General features: G+C 70.3%; 16 protein-coding genes. 13 read left to right on the top strand and 3 right to left on the bottom strand.

Annotated features, from left to right (window positions below):
* Nucleotides 1–54: 54 nt before the first annotated feature.
* A complete protein-coding gene (locus RS86_RS16070) occupies nt 55–1,764 on the bottom strand; it encodes a glycerol-3-phosphate dehydrogenase/oxidase (RefSeq protein ID WP_045273244.1) in 1,710 nt (569 codons plus the stop codon).
* Between the two features lie 108 nt (nt 1,765–1,872).
* Between RS86_RS16070 and RS86_RS16065 the strand changes: the two genes are divergently transcribed.
* Nucleotides 1,873–2,835 carry a sugar-binding transcriptional regulator gene (locus RS86_RS16065; RefSeq protein ID WP_045273243.1) on the top strand — a complete coding sequence of 321 codons (963 nt, stop codon included), beginning with the start codon at nt 1,873–1,875 and terminating at the stop codon, nt 2,833–2,835.
* 54 nt (nt 2,836–2,889) lie between these two features.
* Here the strand turns inward: RS86_RS16065 and RS86_RS16060 are convergent, their stop codons facing one another.
* Nucleotides 2,890–4,029: a glutamate--cysteine ligase gene (locus RS86_RS16060; protein ID WP_045273242.1), complete on the bottom strand. Its 1,140-nt coding sequence runs from the start codon at nt 4,027–4,029 to the stop codon at nt 2,890–2,892.
* Nucleotides 4,030–4,121: 92 nt separating this feature from the next.
* Between RS86_RS16060 and RS86_RS16055 the strand changes: the two genes are divergently transcribed.
* The 12 genes from RS86_RS16055 to RS86_RS16000 all read left to right on the top strand — a co-directional run bounded on the left by RS86_RS16055 (nt 4,122) and on the right by RS86_RS16000 (nt 16,420).
* Nucleotides 4,122–4,784 carry a GntR family transcriptional regulator gene (locus tag RS86_RS16055; RefSeq protein WP_045273241.1) on the top strand — a complete coding sequence of 221 codons (663 nt, stop codon included), beginning with the start codon at nt 4,122–4,124 and terminating at the stop codon, nt 4,782–4,784.
* A 94-nt stretch (nt 4,785–4,878) separates the two neighbouring features.
* The gene (locus tag RS86_RS16050; protein WP_052680320.1) at nt 4,879–6,066 is read left to right on the top strand and encodes a branched-chain amino acid ABC transporter substrate-binding protein; all 1,188 of its coding nucleotides are present in this window, start codon (nt 4,879–4,881) and stop codon (nt 6,064–6,066) included.
* 72 nt (nt 6,067–6,138) lie between these two features.
* Nucleotides 6,139–7,026: a branched-chain amino acid ABC transporter permease gene (locus RS86_RS16045; protein ID WP_181158377.1), complete on the top strand. Its 888-nt coding sequence runs from the start codon at nt 6,139–6,141 to the stop codon at nt 7,024–7,026.
* A gap of 1 nt (nt 7,027) precedes the next feature.
* Nucleotides 7,028–8,221: a branched-chain amino acid ABC transporter permease gene (locus RS86_RS16040; protein WP_082076829.1), complete on the top strand. Its 1,194-nt coding sequence runs from the start codon at nt 7,028–7,030 to the stop codon at nt 8,219–8,221.
* Entirely contained in the window at nt 8,218–9,138 is a 921-nt protein-coding gene (locus RS86_RS16035; RefSeq protein ID WP_082076828.1) for an ABC transporter ATP-binding protein, read from the top strand. Before RS86_RS16040 ends, RS86_RS16035 begins: the two co-directional genes overlap by 4 nt.
* Nucleotides 9,135–9,845: an ABC transporter ATP-binding protein gene (locus RS86_RS16030; RefSeq protein WP_045273239.1), complete on the top strand. Its 711-nt coding sequence runs from the start codon at nt 9,135–9,137 to the stop codon at nt 9,843–9,845. Before RS86_RS16035 ends, RS86_RS16030 begins: the two co-directional genes overlap by 4 nt.
* A 129-nt stretch (nt 9,846–9,974) precedes the next feature.
* Nucleotides 9,975–11,186, top strand: a complete 1,212-nt coding sequence (locus RS86_RS16025) for an NAD(P)/FAD-dependent oxidoreductase (RefSeq protein WP_045273238.1) — start codon at nt 9,975–9,977, stop codon at nt 11,184–11,186.
* The gene (locus RS86_RS16020) at nt 11,183–11,428 is read left to right on the top strand and encodes a (2Fe-2S)-binding protein (protein WP_045273237.1); all 246 of its coding nucleotides are present in this window, start codon (nt 11,183–11,185) and stop codon (nt 11,426–11,428) included. Before RS86_RS16025 ends, RS86_RS16020 begins: the two co-directional genes overlap by 4 nt.
* Nucleotides 11,425–12,783 carry an FAD-dependent oxidoreductase gene (locus RS86_RS16015; protein WP_045273236.1) on the top strand — a complete coding sequence of 453 codons (1,359 nt, stop codon included), beginning with the start codon at nt 11,425–11,427 and terminating at the stop codon, nt 12,781–12,783. The genes RS86_RS16020 and RS86_RS16015 overlap by 4 nt, the downstream gene beginning before the upstream one ends.
* A gap of 159 nt (nt 12,784–12,942) precedes the next feature.
* Entirely contained in the window at nt 12,943–13,875 is a 933-nt protein-coding gene (locus RS86_RS16010; RefSeq protein WP_045273235.1) for a dihydrodipicolinate synthase family protein, read from the top strand.
* 55 nt (nt 13,876–13,930) lie between these two features.
* The gene (locus tag RS86_RS16005) at nt 13,931–14,932 is read left to right on the top strand and encodes a proline racemase family protein (RefSeq protein WP_045273234.1); all 1,002 of its coding nucleotides are present in this window, start codon (nt 13,931–13,933) and stop codon (nt 14,930–14,932) included.
* Nucleotides 14,933–14,941: 9 nt separating this feature from the next.
* Nucleotides 14,942–16,420, top strand: coding sequence for an aldehyde dehydrogenase family protein (locus RS86_RS16000; RefSeq protein WP_045273233.1), 1,479 nt, complete (start codon nt 14,942–14,944; stop codon nt 16,418–16,420).
* Between the two features lie 64 nt (nt 16,421–16,484).
* Here RS86_RS16000 and RS86_RS15995 read toward each other — a convergent pair whose 3' ends face one another.
* On the bottom strand, nt 16,485–17,669 hold the full coding sequence (locus RS86_RS15995; RefSeq protein WP_045273232.1) for a metal-dependent hydrolase family protein: 1,185 nt from the start codon (nt 17,667–17,669) through the stop codon (nt 16,485–16,487).
* Nucleotides 17,670–17,703 lie beyond the last annotated feature (34 nt).

Here is a 17,703-nt window from a genome sequence, read left to right as displayed (position 1 = left end):
CTCTGCCGGTGCGGTGTTCGAGAAGACGCCGAGAAGGGCGGCGCTGGGATCTCGCTACCCGCGGGTGCGGGCGACGAGGGAAAGTCCGTGCCGGGTGTTCAGCAGCTCGCGGGTCAGCTCGACCTCGCGCGCGGTGCGCGCGCGGTCCCAGCCCTTGAGCGGCGCGAGCGCCTCGGCGACCTCTTCGAGGATCTCCTCGGTCACGTCTCCGGTGAAGGCGAGGCTCGTGCGGCGCAGGATCACGTCTTCGAGGCGCACGATCAGCTCGTTCTGCACCATCCACTCGAGCTCGCGGGTCGAGAGCTGACCGCCGGCGAGGGGCGCGTCGGCACCCTGCTCGACGTACTGCCACACGTCGGCGGCGCGGGTGCCGTAGCGCTTGAGCAGCGGTTCGGCCCGCTCTCCGGCACCGGGCAGGTGCTGCGAGATCCAGGCGGCGCGCGCCGCGTCGTCCTGCGGGTAGTCCTTGCCGCCGCCGATCGCGCGGCCCAGGGTCGAGACGACGCGGGTACGGCCCAGCAGATCCAGGATCTTGTCCGAAAGCGTCTCGCCGAGCGCGCGGAACGTCGTCCACTTGCCGCCGACGAGGCTGAGGTGCGGGACGGCGTGGCTGTTGTCGACCTCGACGCGGTAGTCCCGCGAGACGAATCCCGGCGCGGTGTCCTCGTGACGGGGGAGCGGGCGGATCCCGCTGAACCGGTAGACGATCTGCTCGCGGTTCACGGCGATGTCCGGGAAGACGTGGTGCACGAGATCGAAGAAGTAGTCGATCTCCTCCTCGGTGCACAGCGCCACCTCGCGCGGGTCGGCGTCGATGTCCGTCGTGCCGACCATGACCTTGCCCTTGAGCGGGTAGATCAGCACGATGCGGCCGTCGGAGTGCTCGAAGAAGATCTCGCGTCCGCGGGTCGCGGCGAGCAGCTCGGGGTTGTCCAGCACGATGTGCGAGCCCTTGGTGCCGCCCATGAAGCGGGTGAGCTCTCCCATGGCCTCGTTGGTGAGGTCGGTCCAGGGGCCGGACGTGTTCACGACGACGTCGGCGGCGATCGCGAACTCGGTGCCGCTCTCGCGGTCGCGCACGAGCACGGCGTCGCCGTCGTGGCCGATCGCCTCGACGTAGTTCAGGGCGCGCGCACCCGGGTGCGCCGCGCGACCGTCCTGCAGCACGTCGAGCGCGAGGCGCTCCGGGTCGTGCATCGAGGCGTCGTAGTAGGTCGCCGTGTACTTGATCTTCGGATCCATGGCGGGAAGCTCCGCGAGGGACTTCTTGCGGCCGAGGAATTTGTGCCGCGGCACCATGCCGCCGTCACGCGAGAACGTGTCGTAGATGGTCAGGCCCATCTTGATGAGGAACGCTCCGCGCTCCTGGGGCTTGCCCGACTTGTGCGTGAGGAAGCGCAGCGGCGCCGACAGGATTCCCGAGAAGGTCGAGTAGATCGGGATCGTCGTCTCGAGTGGCTTGACGTAGTGCGGGGCGATCCTCAGCAGCCCGTTGCGCTCGGTGACCGACTCCTTGACGAGGCGGAACTCGCCGTTCTCGAGGTAGCGGATGCCGCCGTGGATCATGTGGCTCGAGGCGGAGGAGGCGCCGGAGGCGAAGTCGCCGCGCTCGACGAGGACCACGTCGACGCCCTGCAGAGCGAGGTCGCGGAAGGTGGAGATCCCGTTGATCCCGCCTCCGATCACCAGCACGGTGGTGCGGCCCGCTTCGCGGACTCGCGTCACCTCGGGGCGTTCTGCGGCGTTGTGGACGTGGTCGGTCATCTTCGTCTCCTTCCGGATTTCTCACAGCATTCCCCCAGCCGCCCGTATGGTCAAGCAGGCTGCACGAATGTGCAAGAATCGGTCGGATCGATCCTCGGAGGGCCAGGAATGGATGAACGGAAGCGCCAGTCGAAGGCCGTCGCCGCGCTCACGGCGGCGCGGCTGTACTACCTGCAGGACAAGACGATGGACGTCATCGCGGAAGAGCTGGAGACGTCCCGGTCCTCGGTGTCGCGTCTGCTGAGCTATGCGCGCGAGGTCGGCCTCGTCGACATCAGGATCAACTCGCCCCTGGAGCACGCGGGGGAGCTCGAGCAGCAGCTGCACGACCGCCTGCACGTGACCGCGCATGTGGTGCCGATGCCGGAGAGCGTGACCGAGGTGGAGCGGCTGGAGCGCGTGGCGCTCACCGCAGGCCGCCTGCTCACCCAGATCATCGACTCGAACATGGTGGTCGGCCTCGCTTGGGGATCGACGATCAGCGCGGTCAGCCGTGACCTCGGGCAGAAGGAGACCCGCGGCACGACTATCGTTCAGCTCAACGGCGCCGGCAACACCCTGACCAGCGGGGTGGAGTACTCGAGCGAGATCCTGCAGAGGTTCGGATCCGCCTTCGGCGCGCAGGTGCAGCAGTTCCCGGTGCCCGCGTTCTTCGACGACCCCCGCACGAGGGAGGCGATGTGGCGGGAGCGCAGCACCCTTCGCGTGCTGGATCTGCAGGCCAAGATGGACCTCGCCGTGTTCAGCGTCGGCTCCCCGAGCGCCGAGGTGCCCAGCCGCGTCTACGTGGGCGGCTACCTCGGCCGCGACGATTACCGGAGCCTGCGCGAGGACAGGGCGATCGGCGATGTGGCGACCGTGTTCTTCCGTGCCGACGGCACCTGGAAGGACATCGCGGTGAACGCGCGTGCGACGGGGCCGGGGCTGGACCGGCTGCGCCGCGTCGCGCGGCGGTTCTGCGTCGTCGCCGGCGCGCAGAAGCTGCCCTCGCTGCGGGCGGCGATCGGCGCCCGGCTGGTCACCGACGTCGTGCTGGACGAGGGGCTCGCGCGTCAGCTCGTCGAGGGCTGATCCCTCGCGGTGCTCCGGACCGTCCTCGGAGGCCCTGGACCGGGTGCCGAGGAATCAGAGGGTCTCCGGGCCCGAGCGGAACTCGCGGATCAGGTGATCGACCACCTCGTGCAGGTCGCCTCCTGTCGCGTCGGCGACCGCGACCTGGCGCTCGTAGCTCGCGCCGTCCCGCAGGATGTCCGCGACCCCGCCGAACTGCGCCGAGCACTGCAGCTCGGCCGCGATGGGGGAGAGGCGCTCCAGCTCCTCGGCCAGGTGCTCCCGCACCGAGCGCTGCGTGCCGTCGGCCGACACGATGACCTCGGCATCGAGCCCGTACCGCGCCGTGCGCCACTTGTTCTCGCGGTGGAACCACGGGGCGAGGACCGCGAGCGGTCGCCCCTCGTCGAGGTCGCGCGAGAACGACTCCACGAGCACCTGCGTGAGGGCCGCGACGGCGGCGAGCTCGCGCAGGGTGGACATGCCGTCGCAGGCGCGTACCTCGATCGTGCCCCAGCGCGGTGCGGGGCGGATGTCCCAGCGCACCTCTGTCGCATCGGCCATCACTCCCGTGCGCACCATGTCGTCGAGGTAGCCCTCGTAGGCCGCCCAGTCCGGCAGCGGCCAGGGCAGCCCCGCCGTCGGCAGCTGCTGGAAAACGAGGGCGCGGTTGGACGCGTAGCCGGTGCGCTCCCCGGCCCAGAACGGGCTGGAGGCGGCGAGGGCCTGCAGGTGCGGCAGATACGAGGTGAGCGCGCCGACGATCGGCAGCACCTTGTCGCGGTCCTCGACCCCGACGTGCACGTGGATGCCCCAGATCATCATGTTGCGACCCCACCACTGGGTCTTCTCGATGAGCGAGTGGTAGCGCGTCTTGTCGGTGACCTGCTGATCGAACCACTGCGCGAACGGATGGCTGCCCGCGGACAGCAGCTCGATGCCGGCCGGATCCGTCGCGGCCCGCACCGCCGCGATCGCCGCTGCGATGTCCTCGACCGCGGCGGACACGGTGGATCCGATGCCGCTCGTGACCTCGATCGTGTTCGTCAGCAGTTCGCCGGTGACGGTGTGCCGCTCGTCGGCGCTCGCGCCCTCCAGATCGTGCAGGAGTTCTGGGGCGCGGCCGACCAGATCACCGGTGGCCGGATCGGCGAGCATGAGCTCCCACTCCAGCCCGACCGTGGAACGCGGCGAGGAGGCGAACTCGATCGGCATAGGGCCTCGATTCGGTGCGGGAGGTCGTCGGCCAATGATCCCACGCGCGGCGCTAGCATGTGCCGTATGACGTTTTGCGACGGGTGCCGCGTATGAGCACTGGATCCATCCTCGTGCCTGCAGAGAGTCTGAGGGAACAGGTCGAGCGCATGATCGCGGCGCGGATCGTGTCGGGGGAGACGCCTCCGGGCGAGGTGCTGACCGTGCCGACCCTCGCCGGCGACTTCGGCGTGAGCGCCACTCCGGTGCGCGAGGCCATGCTGAACCTCGCCCGCCGCGGATTCCTGCGTCCGATCCGCAACCGGGGCTTCCAGGTGACCGAGGTCTCCGCCGATGAGCTGCACCAGCTCACGGAAGTGCGCCTGCTGCTGGAGGCCCCGCCCATGCGACGGGTCGCCGGCGAGGTCGACGGAGCTCTCGCGAAGGAGCTGCGCGAGCTCGCCGACCGGATCGTCGCAGCAGGCAGGGCTCGCCGCTTCGAGGAGTACCTCGAGGCCGATACCGCGTTCCATCTCCGCGTCCTCGCGGTGACCGGGAACCAGAAGCTGGTCGACACCGTCCGCGAGCTGCGGCAGCAGACCCGACTCGTCGGACTGGTCCGCCTCGCGGACGCCGACGCCCTGGTGCCCACGGCCCTGGAACACGCGGAACTCGTCGACCTGCTGGTGGCAGGGGACGGCGAGGGCGCGGAAGCACTCATGCGCCGCCACCTCGGTCACGTCGGCGGCGTGTGGAGCGGGCACGAGGAGCACTGAGCCGCAGTGCGCCCTTCCCTTCGGGCGTTGCGTATGAGTAATGTGTCACACGGTAGTAACCACGTATGCAATGACGCATCCAGGAGGCCCTCACATGCACATCCGAACCGCACGCGCACTGCGTGCCTTGTCCGTCGTCGCCGCAGCAGGCGCGCTGATCCTCACCGCCGGCTGCTCCGGAGGCCTCGCGGGCGGAGGTGACAGCGGATCGGGCAGTGCATCAGGCCCGATCAAGCTGGGTATGCTCGCCCCCTTCTCCGGCAGCGAGTCCGCGTTCGGCAACTACATGAAGAACGGGGCGCAGCTCGCGATCGACGAGATCAACGCCGACGGCGGGATCGACGGCCGCAAGCTCGAGCTCGAGGTGCAGGACGACGGCTGCGATGCGACGACCGCCGTCGCCGCAGCGAACAAGCTCGTCACCGACGGGGTCGTCGCGTCGGTCGGCGGCTACTGCTCCGGCGCCACGCTGCCCACTCTGCCGATCTTCAACGAGGCGAAGATCCCCATGGTGATCCCGGCGGCGAACTCGAACGAGCTCGTCAAGCAGAAGCTCCCCGGCGTGTTCCTCATCAACGGCACCGGCACTCAGCAGGCCGCGTCGGCGGTGAAGTACGCGCAGAAGTCCGGTGCGAAGACGGTCGCGGCGGTCAACGACGCCACCGCCTACTCGAAGGACCTCGCCGACTCGTTCGCGCAGCAGGCGAAGGACGCGGGCCTCACGGTCGACGTCAACGCGGTCATCACACCCGGTGAGAACGACTACTCGGCCGTCGCGACGCAGCTGTCCGGCGCCAAGCCCGATCTCGTGTACTGGACGGGGTACTACCAGGAGGGCGGCCTGATCGCGCGGCAGTCCAAGGACGCCGGCTTCTCCGGGACGTTCCTCGTCGGCGACGGATCCGTCGATGCGAAGTTCGCCGAGATCGCGGGCAAGGGATACACCGAGAACGTGCTCGGCACCTTCACGCAGACGCCGGACATGCTCAAGGGCGCCGACAAGTGGATCGCCGACTACAAGAAGCTCGCCGGTGCCGACCCCGGCCCGTACTCGACCCAGTCCTACGACGCGGTCAAGGTCGTCGCCGAGGCGATGAAGACGGCCAAGGGCACCGACTTCGACGGTGTGGTCAAGGCGCTCGAAGGCCTCAAGGACTTCAAGACGCTCGCCGGTCCGCTGACCTTCATGCCCGACCACACCCGGTCCGGCGGCGGCTTCGTGATCGTGTCGATCGATCCTTCCTCCGGCAAGTTCGTCCTCAAGGACGACCTGCAGGGCTGACCGCGTCAGGGGCGGCTCTCCGCGGCCGCCCCCGCCTCGGTCTCCGCTGCCCCGGAAAGGACATCCCTCGTGATGCAACTCATCTGGAACGGCCTCATCGTCGGCTCGTTCTACGCCCTCGTCGCGCTCGGCTACAGCATGGTCTACGGGATCATCAAGCTGCTCAACTTCGCGCACGGCGACATCTACATGCTCGGCGCGTTCGCCGGCTTCGCCACACTCTCCGCCTTCGGGATCTCGAACGAGTCATCCATCCCGCTGCTGCTCGTGATCCTCCTGCTGTCGATGGTGACGACCGGACTCATCGGCGTCGGCATCGAGCGGATCGCGTACCGGCCCCTGCGCAAGAGCCCCCGCCTGGCGGTGCTGATCACCGCGATCGGTGTCTCCTTCACCCTGGAGTACGCCGTGCGGCAGATCTTCGGGCCGAACCCCGAGGCCTTCCCGGTGCGGCTCGAGTCCGCCGGCTTCGATTTCCTCGGCATGCGGATCACGCCGGCGCAGATCGTGCTCGTCATCATCGCCGCCGCCCTCATGCTCGTGCTCGCGCACATCGTCGAACGCACCAGGCAGGGCAGGGCGATGCGAGCGATCGCCCTGGATCCGCAGGGTGCCCAGCTCATGGGCATCAACGTGAACCGGGTGATCGCGACCGTGTTCTTCATCGGATCGGCGCTCGCGGGCGCCGCCGGCGTCATGGCCGGGGCCTACTACGGCTCGATCGACTTCCTGATGGGCTTCATCATCGGCCTGAAGGCGTTCACGGCGGCCGTGATCGGCGGCATCGGCAACCTGTACGGCGCCATGCTCGGCGGCCTGCTGCTGGGCCTGCTGGAGTCGTTCGGATCCGCGTGGTTCGGCGGCGAATGGCGCGACGTCTTCTCGTTCGCCTTCCTCATCCTGTTCCTCACCTTCAAACCGACGGGGCTGCTCGGCGCCCGCGTCGTCGAGAGGATGTGACATGTCCGGCACCACCACCCCAGGCTCCGTGACCTCGGCGCTGCGCGACGCGAAGCTGCGTGCGCCCTCGCCGCTGTTCGACCGTCCGTCCGCCCCGCGCGGCGTGTTCTCCTCTCAGCAGGGATTCCTGCGCGCCCTCGGCGGGCTGTGCATCGTGCTCCTCGCCGTGCTCCCGTTCGTCGACGCGTCGCGCTACACGATGTCGATCGCCACGAGCGCGCTCATCTACGTGATGCTGTGCATGGGCCTGAACGTCGTCGTCGGCTATGCCGGCCTGCTCGACCTCGGCTACATCGCCTTCTTCGCGGTCGGCGCCTACGTCTCGGGCATCCTCACCACCGTGGTGGGGCTGCCGATGTGGATGGCGCTGCCCGCGACGATCCTGTGCTGCATGGTGGCCGGCATCATCATCGGCGCGCCGACTCTACGTCTGCGCAGCGACTATCTCGCCATCGTCACGCTCGGTTTCGGTGAGATCATCCGGATCACCGCCAACAACCTGAAGATCACCGGAGGGCCCTCGGGTATCCACGGGATCCCGACGTGGAGCTTCGGCGACTGGAGCTTCGCCGACGGGCTCACGATCGGCGGGCTGGTGTTCCCGCAGCGCGTGCTGTTCTACTACTTCGTCGCAGCGATCGTCGTGCTCGTGGGCGTGATCGGCGCGGGCCGCCTTGCGAAGGGCAAGATGGGCCGCGCCTGGAAGGCCGTCCGCGACGATGAGGACGCCGCCGAGGCCATGGGCATCAACACCTACCTCGCGAAGATCTCCGCCTACATCATCGGCGCGGTCTGGGCGGGCGTCGCGGGTCAGCTCATGGCCACGCACCTCAGCGCGATCAGCCCGAACAGCTTCCAGTTCCTCTACTCCGCCCTGATCCTGATGGCGGTCGTGCTGGGCGGCATGGGATCCACCCCCGGCGTCATCATCGGCGCGCTGTTCGTATCGCTCGCCCCCGAACTCCTCCGCGACTTCTCCGAGTGGCGCTTCCTCATCTTCGGCGTGCTGCTCGTGGTCGTGATGCTGTTCCGTCCGTCGGGACTCTGGCCCTCCACGGCGATCCTGCCGTGGCTGCGGAAACGGCGGCCGGTGCCGCCGCCCACCCAGGGGTTCCTCGCGCCGGTGCCGGTCGACGAGGACGATACGCCGCTCGCGGCGGAGGATGCGACCGCGGAAGAGGGGGAGGGGCGATGAGCGCGCTGCTGGAGGTCTCGGAGCTGCGGCTGCAGTTCGGCGGGGTGAAGGCCGTCGACGGTCTCAGCTTCTCGGTGCAGGAGGGCGAGATCCTCGCGGTGATCGGGCCGAACGGCGCGGGCAAGACGAGCGCGTTCAACTGCATCTCCGGGTTCTATCTGCCGACATCCGGATCCGTCGTCTTCGACGGCAAGGACATCGTGCGGGAGGCGCCGGGCTTCTGGCGCCGTCTCCGCCTGGTCGACCTGCTGCAGAGCTTCGGCTTCTACCGGGTGCTGCCGTCGCGGGTGACGAAGTGGGGGATGGCGCGCACGTTCCAGAACCTGCGGCTGTTCCGCGAGCTCAGTGTGCTGGACAACGTGAAGACGGCCATGCACGCGAACCTGCGCGAGGGCTTCTGGGCGACGTTCCTGCACACCCCCGGCTATCGTCGTGCCGAACTCGCCTGCGCTGAGGCGGCACGCGGCTGGCTCGACTTCGTCGGCTTCACGGATGACGAGAACCTCTACGTGACGCAGCTGCCGTACGGCGAGCAGCGCCGCGTGGAGATCGCGCGGGCGCTGGCCACGAGTCCGAAGCTGCTGCTGCTGGACGAGCCGGCGGCCGGCCTGAACTTCAGCGAGAAGCAGGCGCTCATGCAGCTCATCCGCCGCATCCGCGACCTCGGGGTCGCGGTGGTGCTGATCGAGCACGACATGGGCCTCATCATGGAGCTCGCCGAGCGCATCGTCGTGCTCAACTACGGCAAGGAGATCGCCGTCGGGACCCCGGAGCAGATCAAGAACGATCCGGTCGTGATCGAGGCGTACCTCGGCGTCGAGGACGAGCCCCTCGACGCGACGAAGCTGCAGACCGGCACGGTGGATCTGTCCCTGCTCGAGGGTGACGGCACGACGAAGAAGGGGAAGCGCTCATGAGCTCGCTCACGGTTCAGGCGGTAGACGTCTACTACGGCCGCGTGCACGCGCTGCGGGAGCTGAGCTTCGACGTGCACGAGGGCGAGATCGTCTGCCTGCTCGGCAACAACGGCGCGGGCAAGTCGACGACCATGAACATGCTCTCCGGGCTCGTGCGGCCCAAGAGCGGCACGGTGCGCTGGGGCGACATCGACCTCGCCACGGCGAAGCCCTGGGACATCGTGGCCGCAGGGCTCGTGCACGTGCCGGAGGGCCGGCGGATCTTCTCCACCATGACCGTGCACGAGAACCTGCTGCTCGGCGGATACACCGTGCGGGATCAGAAGCTGATCGCGCAGCGGGTGGATCAGGTCTACGCGCTCATGCCTCGCCTGGCGGAGCGCCGCAAGCAGCAGGGCGGAACCCTCTCGGGCGGCGAACAGCAGATGGTGGCGATCGGGCGTGCGATCGTCGGCGGCCCCAGGCTGCTCCTGCTGGACGAGCCGTCCATGGGCCTCGCGCCGCTCGTGGTCAAGCAGGTCATGGAGACGATCCAGGCGGTGAACGCGCAGGGGACCACGGTACTGCTCGTGGAGCAGAACGCAAGGGCTGCTCTGCGGATCGCCGACCGTGCGTACGTCGTGGAGACCGGTCGGGCGACGCTGTCCGGTTCAGCGGCCGAGCTCGCAGCGGACGCCAGGGTGGTCGACGCATACCTCGGCGGTTGATCTCCGGCGCGGATCCGCAGAGTCGGCGGATCTGCGCCGGAGAGTCGCCTCCGACAGCTCCGACGACGTTGTAAAATGTCACATGTTACTCGCGTGTCAACGAACGGATGCGCACGTCAGGAGGCGTGAATGAGGGTCGTCGTGATCGGCGCCGGAGCAGTCGGCGCGGCCTGCGCGCTCGCGCTCGTCGAGGCGGGAGCCGAGGTGATCGTCATCGATCGCACGGGTGTCGCGGGGGAGACCTCGAGCCGGTGCGAGGGGAACATCCTCGTCTCCGACAAGGAGCCGGGGGCCGAGGCGGAGCTGGCGATCGAGGCCAATCGCGCATGGCGCGCGCTGGCCGAGAGACTCGACGCGGAGCGCGTCCCCGGCCAGCCCGCGACGGAGTTCGAGGCGAAGGGCGGCATCGTCGTCGCCTTCCCCGGCGGCGCGGATGCGCTGAGGTCTTTCGCGATGTCGCAGAGCGGCATCGGCATCCGCTCCGAGGCACTGGATGAGGCGGCGCTGCGTGCCGCCGAACCGCACCTGAGCCCCGAGATCGCGTGCGGCGTGCACTATCCCGACGATGCGCAGGTGCAACCGAGTCTGGCCACGCAGGCGATGCTGGCCCGCGCCGTGCACCAGGGCGCGCGCCTGGTGCTCGACGACGTGGTGGCGGGCGTCGTCGTCGGCGAGCGGGTGACGGGGGTGCGCACTGCGCGCGGTCTGGTCGAGGCGGACGCGGTGGTCAACTGCGCAGGGCCCTGGGCGGGCGAGGCGGCGGCGCTGTTCGGCAGCACGCTGGACATCCGCCCGCGCCGCGGCACGATCCTCGTCACGGCCGCGATGCCGCAGCGGGTGTTCCACAAGGTGTACGACGCCGACTACGTGGGCGCGGTGGGTTCCGCCGATGCGGCGCTGCAGACGTCGACCGTGGTCGAGTCCACGCCGTCCGGCACCGTCCTGATCGGGTCCAGCCGTGAACGCGTCGGCTTCTCGGGCGAGGGGCTGCTCGCGCCGCTCTCGGAGATCGCGGCGAAGGCGTCGCAGCTGTTCCCCTTCCTGCGCGACACCATGCTGCTGCGCACTTACTACGGGTTCCGTCCCTATGCTCCCGACCACCTGCCCGCGATCGGCGCCGACGCCACGGTCGCCGGCCTCTTCCACGCGGCCGGTCACGAGGGTGCGGGCATCGGCCTCGCCCCGACCACGGGCGCGCTCATCGCGCACGCGGTCCTCGGTGCCGCGGCGCCGTTGGATCCGACCCCGTTCCTGCCCTCGCGGGCCAGCCTGCAGGGACCGGACGGGCGGGGCGCGGAGCGCGCGGCACATGGTGCGCGGGAACAGGAGAGCGCGGCATGACGGTGCAGATCAGCGTGGACGGCGTCGCCGTCTCCGGGCGTGACGGGCAGACCATCGCCGGCGTGCTGCTGTCGTCCGGCCGGCGCACGTGGCGTACCGCGGCGGGGGCCGAGCGCGGCATCTTCTGCGGAATGGGCGTGTGTCAGGACTGCGTGCTCACGGTCAACGGCGTCGAGGGCGTGCGCGCCTGTCAGCGCGAGGCCTGCGAGGGCGACATCGTGGAGCGAGAGGTGCGGGCATGAGCGCGCGGCGTGTGGTGGTCATCGGCGCAGGACCGGCGGGACTCGCGGCCGCGGCCGCCGCGGTCGAGGCCGGTGCGGACGTCACGGTCCTGGATGAGGGCGAGCGCGTCGGCGGACAGTTCTGGCGGCATCATCCCGAGCTCACGGATCCGCACCTGCAGCATCAGACCGCACGGTTCCGTCAGCTGCAGGAGGCTCTGTCGGGCGCGCGCGTTCTGTCCTCCGCGTCGGTGTGGCGGATCGAGCCGGGAGCCCCCGTACGCGTGCACGCCCTGATCGGGCCGGCGGACGCCGCGCAGCGCCGCGGCGAGACCGTGCTGGCCGATGCCCTGGTGATCGCCACGGGCGCGCACGATCGTGTGCTCCCCGTACCGGGATGGACGCTGCCAGGGGTGACCTCTGCGGGTGCGGCGCAGGCACTCGCGAAGCGGGACGGGGTGCGGCTCGGCGCGCGCACGGTGGTCGGCGGAGCAGGCCCGTTCCTCCTGCCCGTCGCGCAGAGCATCGGCCGCGTCGGCGGCGAGGTGGCCGAGATCGTGGAGGCGGCGAGCATCGCGACCATCGCGCGAGGCTGGGGACGGCGCCCCTGGGAACTCACCGCCGCTGCGGGCAAAGCGGGGGAGCTGGCGTCGTACCTGGGCTCGATCGCCGCGCACCGCACGCCGTACCGCTTCGGTTCCGCGGTCACCCGCATCCACGGCGAGTCGGCCGTCGAGGCCGCGACCGTGCAGCGCGTCGACGTCGACTGGCGTCCGATCCCGGGGACGGAGCGCACCGTCGAATGCGACGCGGTCGCGCTCGGCCACGGCTTCACCCCGCGGCTGGAGGCCGCCATCCAGGCCGGCTGCGAGATCGGGTCGGACCGGTTCGTCCTGGTCGGATCGTCGCAGGACACGAGCGTGCCGGACGTGTATGCGGCCGGGGAGATCACCGGGATCGGCGGCGCCGACGCGGCTCTCGCGGAGGGGGCCGTCGCGGGCCTCGCCGCGGCCGGCGTCGCGGCGGCGGACATCCGGTACCGGGCGCCGCTGGCCGCGCGCCGCCGCATGCGAGCCTTCGCCGCTCGACTCCAGACGCACCGGATCGGCTCCGGCTGGACCCGCTGGCTCGACGCGCAGACGATCGTCTGCCGCTGCGAGTCGGTGCGTCGCGATGCCCTCGACGAGTATGCGGCGGCGTCCTCACGGGGGATGCGCCTCGCCACGCGGGCGGGCCTCGGCGCCTGCCAGGCGCGCACGTGCGGGCGCAGCGTCGAGGACATCATCGGCGCCCCCGTGGGCTACGACCGCCGTCCCGTGCTGTCGTCGGTGCGGATCGGCGAGCTCGCCGCGACCTGTCAGGCCCTCGCGGACTGAACCGGCGACGGATCCTTGCCGAGGTTTAGTAGTGGGTGATATGTTACGTATTACTGGCGACGAGGACGTCGCACGACACTTCCCGGAGCGGACCACCACGCGGCCCGCACACGAGAACCCGGCCATGGCGGCGCGGGAACGGAGAGAATGGACATCGCAATGACTGAGCAGACCATGGACCTCGGCGGCGTCGTCGTCGCGACCACCCTGGCCTTCACCGAGGACTCCTCGGCACCGGCCGGACTCGCCGTCGACTACGACAAGTTCGGCGAGCACGTCGACTTCCTCATGTCCAACGGCTGCCGGGGCGTCGGCCCGAACGGCTCCCTCGGGGAGTACTCCTCGCTCACCGACGAGGAGCGCCGCAAGGTGATCCAGGTCGCCGTCGAGGCCGTGGACGGCCGGGGCATCGTGATCGCCGGCGTGCACGGCGTGGGCAGCCATCAGGCGCGGAAGTGGGCCGAGCTCGCCCGCGAGGACGGCGCGGACGGCGTGCTGCTGCTGCCGCCGACCATCTATCGCGCCAACGAGGGCGAGGTCATCGCGCACTACGAGGAGGTCGCGAAGGCCGGCCTGCCGATCATGGCCTACAACAACCCCTTCGACACGAAGGTCGACCTGGTGCCGTCGCTCGTGGCGAAGCTCGCGCAGATCCCCGAGGTCGTGGCGATCAAGGAGTTCTCGGGCGACGTGCGCCGCGTCTACGAGATCAAGGAACTGTGCGACATCGACATCATCGCCGGTGCCGACGACGTGCTCTTCGAGCTCATGGTGAACGGCGCCGTGGGCTGGTTCGCCGGCTACCCGAACGCCTTCCCGCGCGAGGCGGTCGAGCTCTACACCCTCTGCGCCGAAGGGAAGTGGCACGAGGCGAAGGCGCTCTACGAGCAGCTCGTCGCAGTGTTCCGCTGGGACTCGCGCACCGAGTTCGTGCAGGCGATCAAGCTCTCCATGGACATCTGCGGCAACTCCTACGGCGGCCCCACCCGTCCGCCGCGCGGCCCGCTGAGCGCCGAGCAGCGTGCCCAGGTCACCGCCGACACCGAGCGCGCCCTCGCCGCCCTGGCGGCGCGCTCCGCGGTGGTCGCGTGATGCGAGGCGCGTTCGGGACGGGACGCGGGCTCGGTCGCTCGGCGGGAGCACGCTGATGCGCGCGCGCCGTGTGCTGCAGGCCGTCGACTCGCACACCGAGGGGATGCCGACCCGCGTCGTCACGGGCGGCGTGGGCCGGATCCCCGGCGCGACGATGAACGACCGCCGCCTGTATGCGATGGAGCACCTCGACGGCCTGCGCGGATTTCTGATGAACGAGCCGCGCGGGCACGCCTCGATGTCGGGCGCGCTGCTGCAGCCGCCCGCGCGCGACGACGCCGATTGGGGCGTCGTGTTCATCGAGGCGTCCGGGTTCCTGCCGATGTGCGGGCACGGCACGATCGGCGTGGCAACGGTGCTGGTGGAGACCGGCATGGTCGAGGTGACCGAGCCGGTGACCGAGATCCGGCTGGACGTTCCGGCTGGTCTTGTGATCGCGCGGGTCGCCGTCGAGGACGGCCGCGCCGTGAACGTGACGATCGAGAACGTCCCGAGCTTCGTGGACCGTCTCGACGAGCGGATCCAGGTCCCCGGGATCGGGGAGATCACGTACTCCGTCGCTTTCGGCGGCAACTACTACGCTCTCGTCGACCTGGACGAGGTCGGGCTTCCGTTCGACCGGGCGCGCCAGGACGACATCGTCCGCGCCGGCCTTCTGATCATGGACGCGATCAACACGCAGGCGCCGCCCGTGCATCCCGTTCTGGAGGGCGCGGACCACGTGCACCACGTGGAGTTCATCGCCCCCGGATCCGACGCCGTCCGCTCGCGGCATGCCATGGCCATCCACCCCGGCTGGTTCGACCGGTCGCCCTGCGGCACCGGCACGAGCGCCCGTATGGCCGAACTGCACGCCCGAGGCGAGCTCGCGCTGGACGCGCCTTTCGTGAACGAGTCGTTCATCGGCACGGAGTTCATCGGGCGCCTCGTCGGCGAGACGACGGTGGGCGACAAGCCCGCCGTGATCCCCACGATCACCGGCCGCGCCTGGGTGACCGGGCTCGGCCAGTACATCCTCGACGGGGACGATCCGTTCCCCGAGGGCTTCGTCTTCTAGGAGAGATGCATGACTGACAGCACGACCACCGTGTCCGAGGTCGCCGCGCGCGCCGCCGCGGCCGCCCGCCCTTTCGCCGCGACCTCGCCCGCGGACCGTGGTGCCGCCCTCGTCGCGGTCGCCGACGCCCTCGACGCGCATGCGGGGGAGCTCATCACGATCGCGATGCGGGAGACCGGTCTCACCGAGGCGCGGCTCACGGGCGAGCTGAAGCGCACGTCCTGGCAGCTGCGGCTGTTCGCGGACACGATCGTCGACGGCGCCTACCTCGACGCGCGGATCGACGACGCCGATGCCGCATACGTGATCGGGCCGCGCCCGGATGTGCGCCGCGTGCTGGAGCCGGTCGGGCCGGTGCTGAACTTCGCCGCGTCGAACTTCCCGTTCGCGTTCTCGGTGGCCGGCGGCGACTCCGCGGCCGCTCTCGCGGCGGGCTGCCCCGTCGTGGTCAAGGCGCATTCGGGGCACCCCGAGCTCTCCCGCCGCACGGCCGCGATCGTCGCGGAGGCGCTCGAGGGCGCCGGCATGCCCGCCGGTGTCTTCCAGCTCATCGAGGGGCAGCAGAACGGTGTCGCGCTGCTGCAGGACGAGCGGATCCGCGCGGGGGCCTTCACGGGTTCCACGCATGTCGGCCGGATGCTGGCGGATATCGCCGCCGCCCGGCAGCGCCCGATCCCGTTCTACGGGGAGCTGGGCAGCGTGAACCCCGTATATGCGACCTACGCGGATGCCGAGCTGCTGCAGGGCTTCGTCGCCTCCGTCGCCGGATCCGCCGGCCAGCTGTGCACGAAGCCCGGCTTCCTGTTCGTGCCGGATGACGCCGACCTGTCCGCCGTCGCACCCGCTGCCGGCGGCGTGGCCGAGCACCGCCTGCTGAATCCCGGCATCGGGCGCGCATTCGAGGGGCGGAGGTCCGCCGTACTCGGTGCGGAGGGCGCGACCGTTCTCGCCGAGGGCGAGATCCGCGAGGACGAGAGCGGGCAGCGCCACGCGACTCCCACGGTCGTCGCGGTGGGGCTCGACACGCTCCGAGCGCACCGGGAGGAGCTGCTCGAGGAGTCGTTCGGGCCGCTGTCCGTCATCGTCCGCTACGCCGACGCGGAGGAGCTCCCGGCGGTGCACGAGGAGCTGTTCCCCGGCAACCTCACCTCGACGGTGCACGCGCGTGCGGACGAGCTCGCCGACGGATCCCTCGACGCGCTCGTCGACGCCCTGGCCGCCACGAGTGGCCGCGTGCTGTTCGGAGGCTGGCCCACGGGAGTCGCGGTGACGCCGGCGATGCAGCACGGCGGCCCGTATCCGGCGACCACGACCGACGCGACGAGCGTGGGCACCGCCGGCATCGGCCGGTTCCTGCGCGGCGTGGCGTATCAGAACGCGCCGCAGGAGCTGCTGCCTGCACCGCTGCGCGACGACAACCCGTGGCACGTGCCGCAGACCCGCAGCGCGGCAGGCCGCTCCACAGAGTGGGGCGCCTTCGCCCGCTGAGCCGTCAGCACGAAAAGGCGGCCGCCCCATGAGGGGGGCGGCCGCCTTTTCGATCTGAGCGGTCTCAGTCGATCGGGCGCCCCGCGCGCACCACGAGGCCCCGTGCGTCCTGCTCCCACAGAGCCGCCGGCTCGGCGAGCGGGTCGGCCGTCAGCAGCACGGCATCCCCGTACGCTCCGAGCCCGAGGTGCCCCGCGCGGTCGTCCCGGATGAGGGCTGCGTTGACCGTCGTCATCGAGTGCAGCGTCGCCGCAGCGCCGCCCGCCTCGACCTGCAGCCGCACGCCGCAGAGCTGATCGTCCTCGAGTTCGCCCATGAGGTCGGTGCCGAATCCGACGGGCACGCCCGCGGCGAGCGCGAGGCGCACCGCCTCCTGCCCGTGCGAGAGCACCTCGGCGTTCTTCGCGAGCGAGACGGCGTTGAGGCCGATACCCGCCCCGCGCCGGTCCATGGCGTCGTAGGCGGCGAGTGTCGGCACGAGGTAAGCACCGGCGGCGGCCATGCGCTCCGCGGTCGACGCGTCGATGAGGTTGCCGTGCTCGATCGAGCGCACCCCGTTGTCGATCGAGTGCTGCACGGCCTCGGACGAATAGGCGTGCGCGGCGACATAGGAACCCTGCCGCGTCGCCTCGGTGACGACGGCGCGCAGCTCCTCGGCGGAGTACTGCGGAACCCGGATGGGATCCGTGAGCGAGAACACGCCGCCGGACGTCATGACCTTGATCGCGTGCGCACCCGTGCGCAGCCGGTTGCGCACGGCGAGGCGCAGCGGCTCGACGCCGTCGACGATCTCGCACATGTGTCCATGGCTGAAGCAGATGTCCACGTGCGCGGAGCGCGGATCCCCGTGGCCGCCGGTCTGGCTCAGCGCCGGGCCGGTGAACAGGTAGCGCGGCGAGTCGAAGAGGTTCGCGTCGATCGCGCGCGCGAGGCCGATGTCGCCCCCTGCCACGTCGCGCACGGTGGTGAAGCCGCGGCGCAGCGCCGCGCCGAGCCGGCGGGTGCCGTTGATCGCCGCGAAGCTCAGCGGGCCGCGCTCGTCCTCGAGCCCGTCCTGGCTGGTCGCGTAGGCGTGGAAGTGCGCATCGATGAGGCCGGGGATGACCCAGCGGCCACGGCCGTCCACGGTCGTCGCGCCCTCTGCAGGGCGATCGGCGACGGCGCCGTGGATGATGTGCAGGTCGCGGTCTTCGAAACGGTCGCCGTTCCAGACGGCTGCTCCGAGGATGCTGAGGGATCCGGTGCGCATGAGAATGCTCCTTCACAGGGGGGATGGGGATGCG

The sequence above is a fragment of the Microbacterium azadirachtae genome, from assembly GCF_000956505.1.
In the GTDB taxonomy this organism is placed as follows: Bacteria; Actinomycetota; Actinomycetes; order Actinomycetales; family Microbacteriaceae; genus Microbacterium; species Microbacterium azadirachtae_A.
This window is presented reverse-complemented; position numbering and strand designations above follow the sequence as displayed.

Bases quoted from the DNA above. Each gene is read 5' to 3' on its own strand.
- RS86_RS16070 (WP_045273244.1), bottom strand. From the start codon at position 1,764: ATGACCGACCACGTCCACAACGCCGCAGAACGCCCCGAGGTGACGCGA.
- RS86_RS16065 (WP_045273243.1), top strand. From the start codon at position 1,873: ATGGATGAACGGAAGCGCCAGTCGAAGGCCGTCGCCGCGCTCACGGCG.
- RS86_RS16060 (WP_045273242.1), bottom strand. From the start codon at position 4,029: ATGCCGATCGAGTTCGCCTCCTCGCCGCGTTCCACGGTCGGGCTGGAG.
- RS86_RS16055 (WP_045273241.1), top strand. From the start codon at position 4,122: ATGAGCACTGGATCCATCCTCGTGCCTGCAGAGAGTCTGAGGGAACAG.
- RS86_RS16050 (WP_052680320.1), top strand. From the start codon at position 4,879: ATGCACATCCGAACCGCACGCGCACTGCGTGCCTTGTCCGTCGTCGCC.
- RS86_RS16045 (WP_181158377.1), top strand. From the start codon at position 6,139: ATGCAACTCATCTGGAACGGCCTCATCGTCGGCTCGTTCTACGCCCTC.
- RS86_RS16040 (WP_082076829.1), top strand. From the start codon at position 7,028: ATGTCCGGCACCACCACCCCAGGCTCCGTGACCTCGGCGCTGCGCGAC.
- RS86_RS16035 (WP_082076828.1), top strand. From the start codon at position 8,218: ATGAGCGCGCTGCTGGAGGTCTCGGAGCTGCGGCTGCAGTTCGGCGGG.
- RS86_RS16030 (WP_045273239.1), top strand. From the start codon at position 9,135: ATGAGCTCGCTCACGGTTCAGGCGGTAGACGTCTACTACGGCCGCGTG.
- RS86_RS16025 (WP_045273238.1), top strand. From the start codon at position 9,975: ATGAGGGTCGTCGTGATCGGCGCCGGAGCAGTCGGCGCGGCCTGCGCG.
- RS86_RS16020 (WP_045273237.1), top strand. From the start codon at position 11,183: ATGACGGTGCAGATCAGCGTGGACGGCGTCGCCGTCTCCGGGCGTGAC.
- RS86_RS16015 (WP_045273236.1), top strand. From the start codon at position 11,425: ATGAGCGCGCGGCGTGTGGTGGTCATCGGCGCAGGACCGGCGGGACTC.
- RS86_RS16010 (WP_045273235.1), top strand. From the start codon at position 12,943: ATGACTGAGCAGACCATGGACCTCGGCGGCGTCGTCGTCGCGACCACC.
- RS86_RS16005 (WP_045273234.1), top strand. From the start codon at position 13,931: ATGCGCGCGCGCCGTGTGCTGCAGGCCGTCGACTCGCACACCGAGGGG.
- RS86_RS16000 (WP_045273233.1), top strand. From the start codon at position 14,942: ATGACTGACAGCACGACCACCGTGTCCGAGGTCGCCGCGCGCGCCGCC.
- RS86_RS15995 (WP_045273232.1), bottom strand. From the start codon at position 17,669: ATGCGCACCGGATCCCTCAGCATCCTCGGAGCAGCCGTCTGGAACGGC.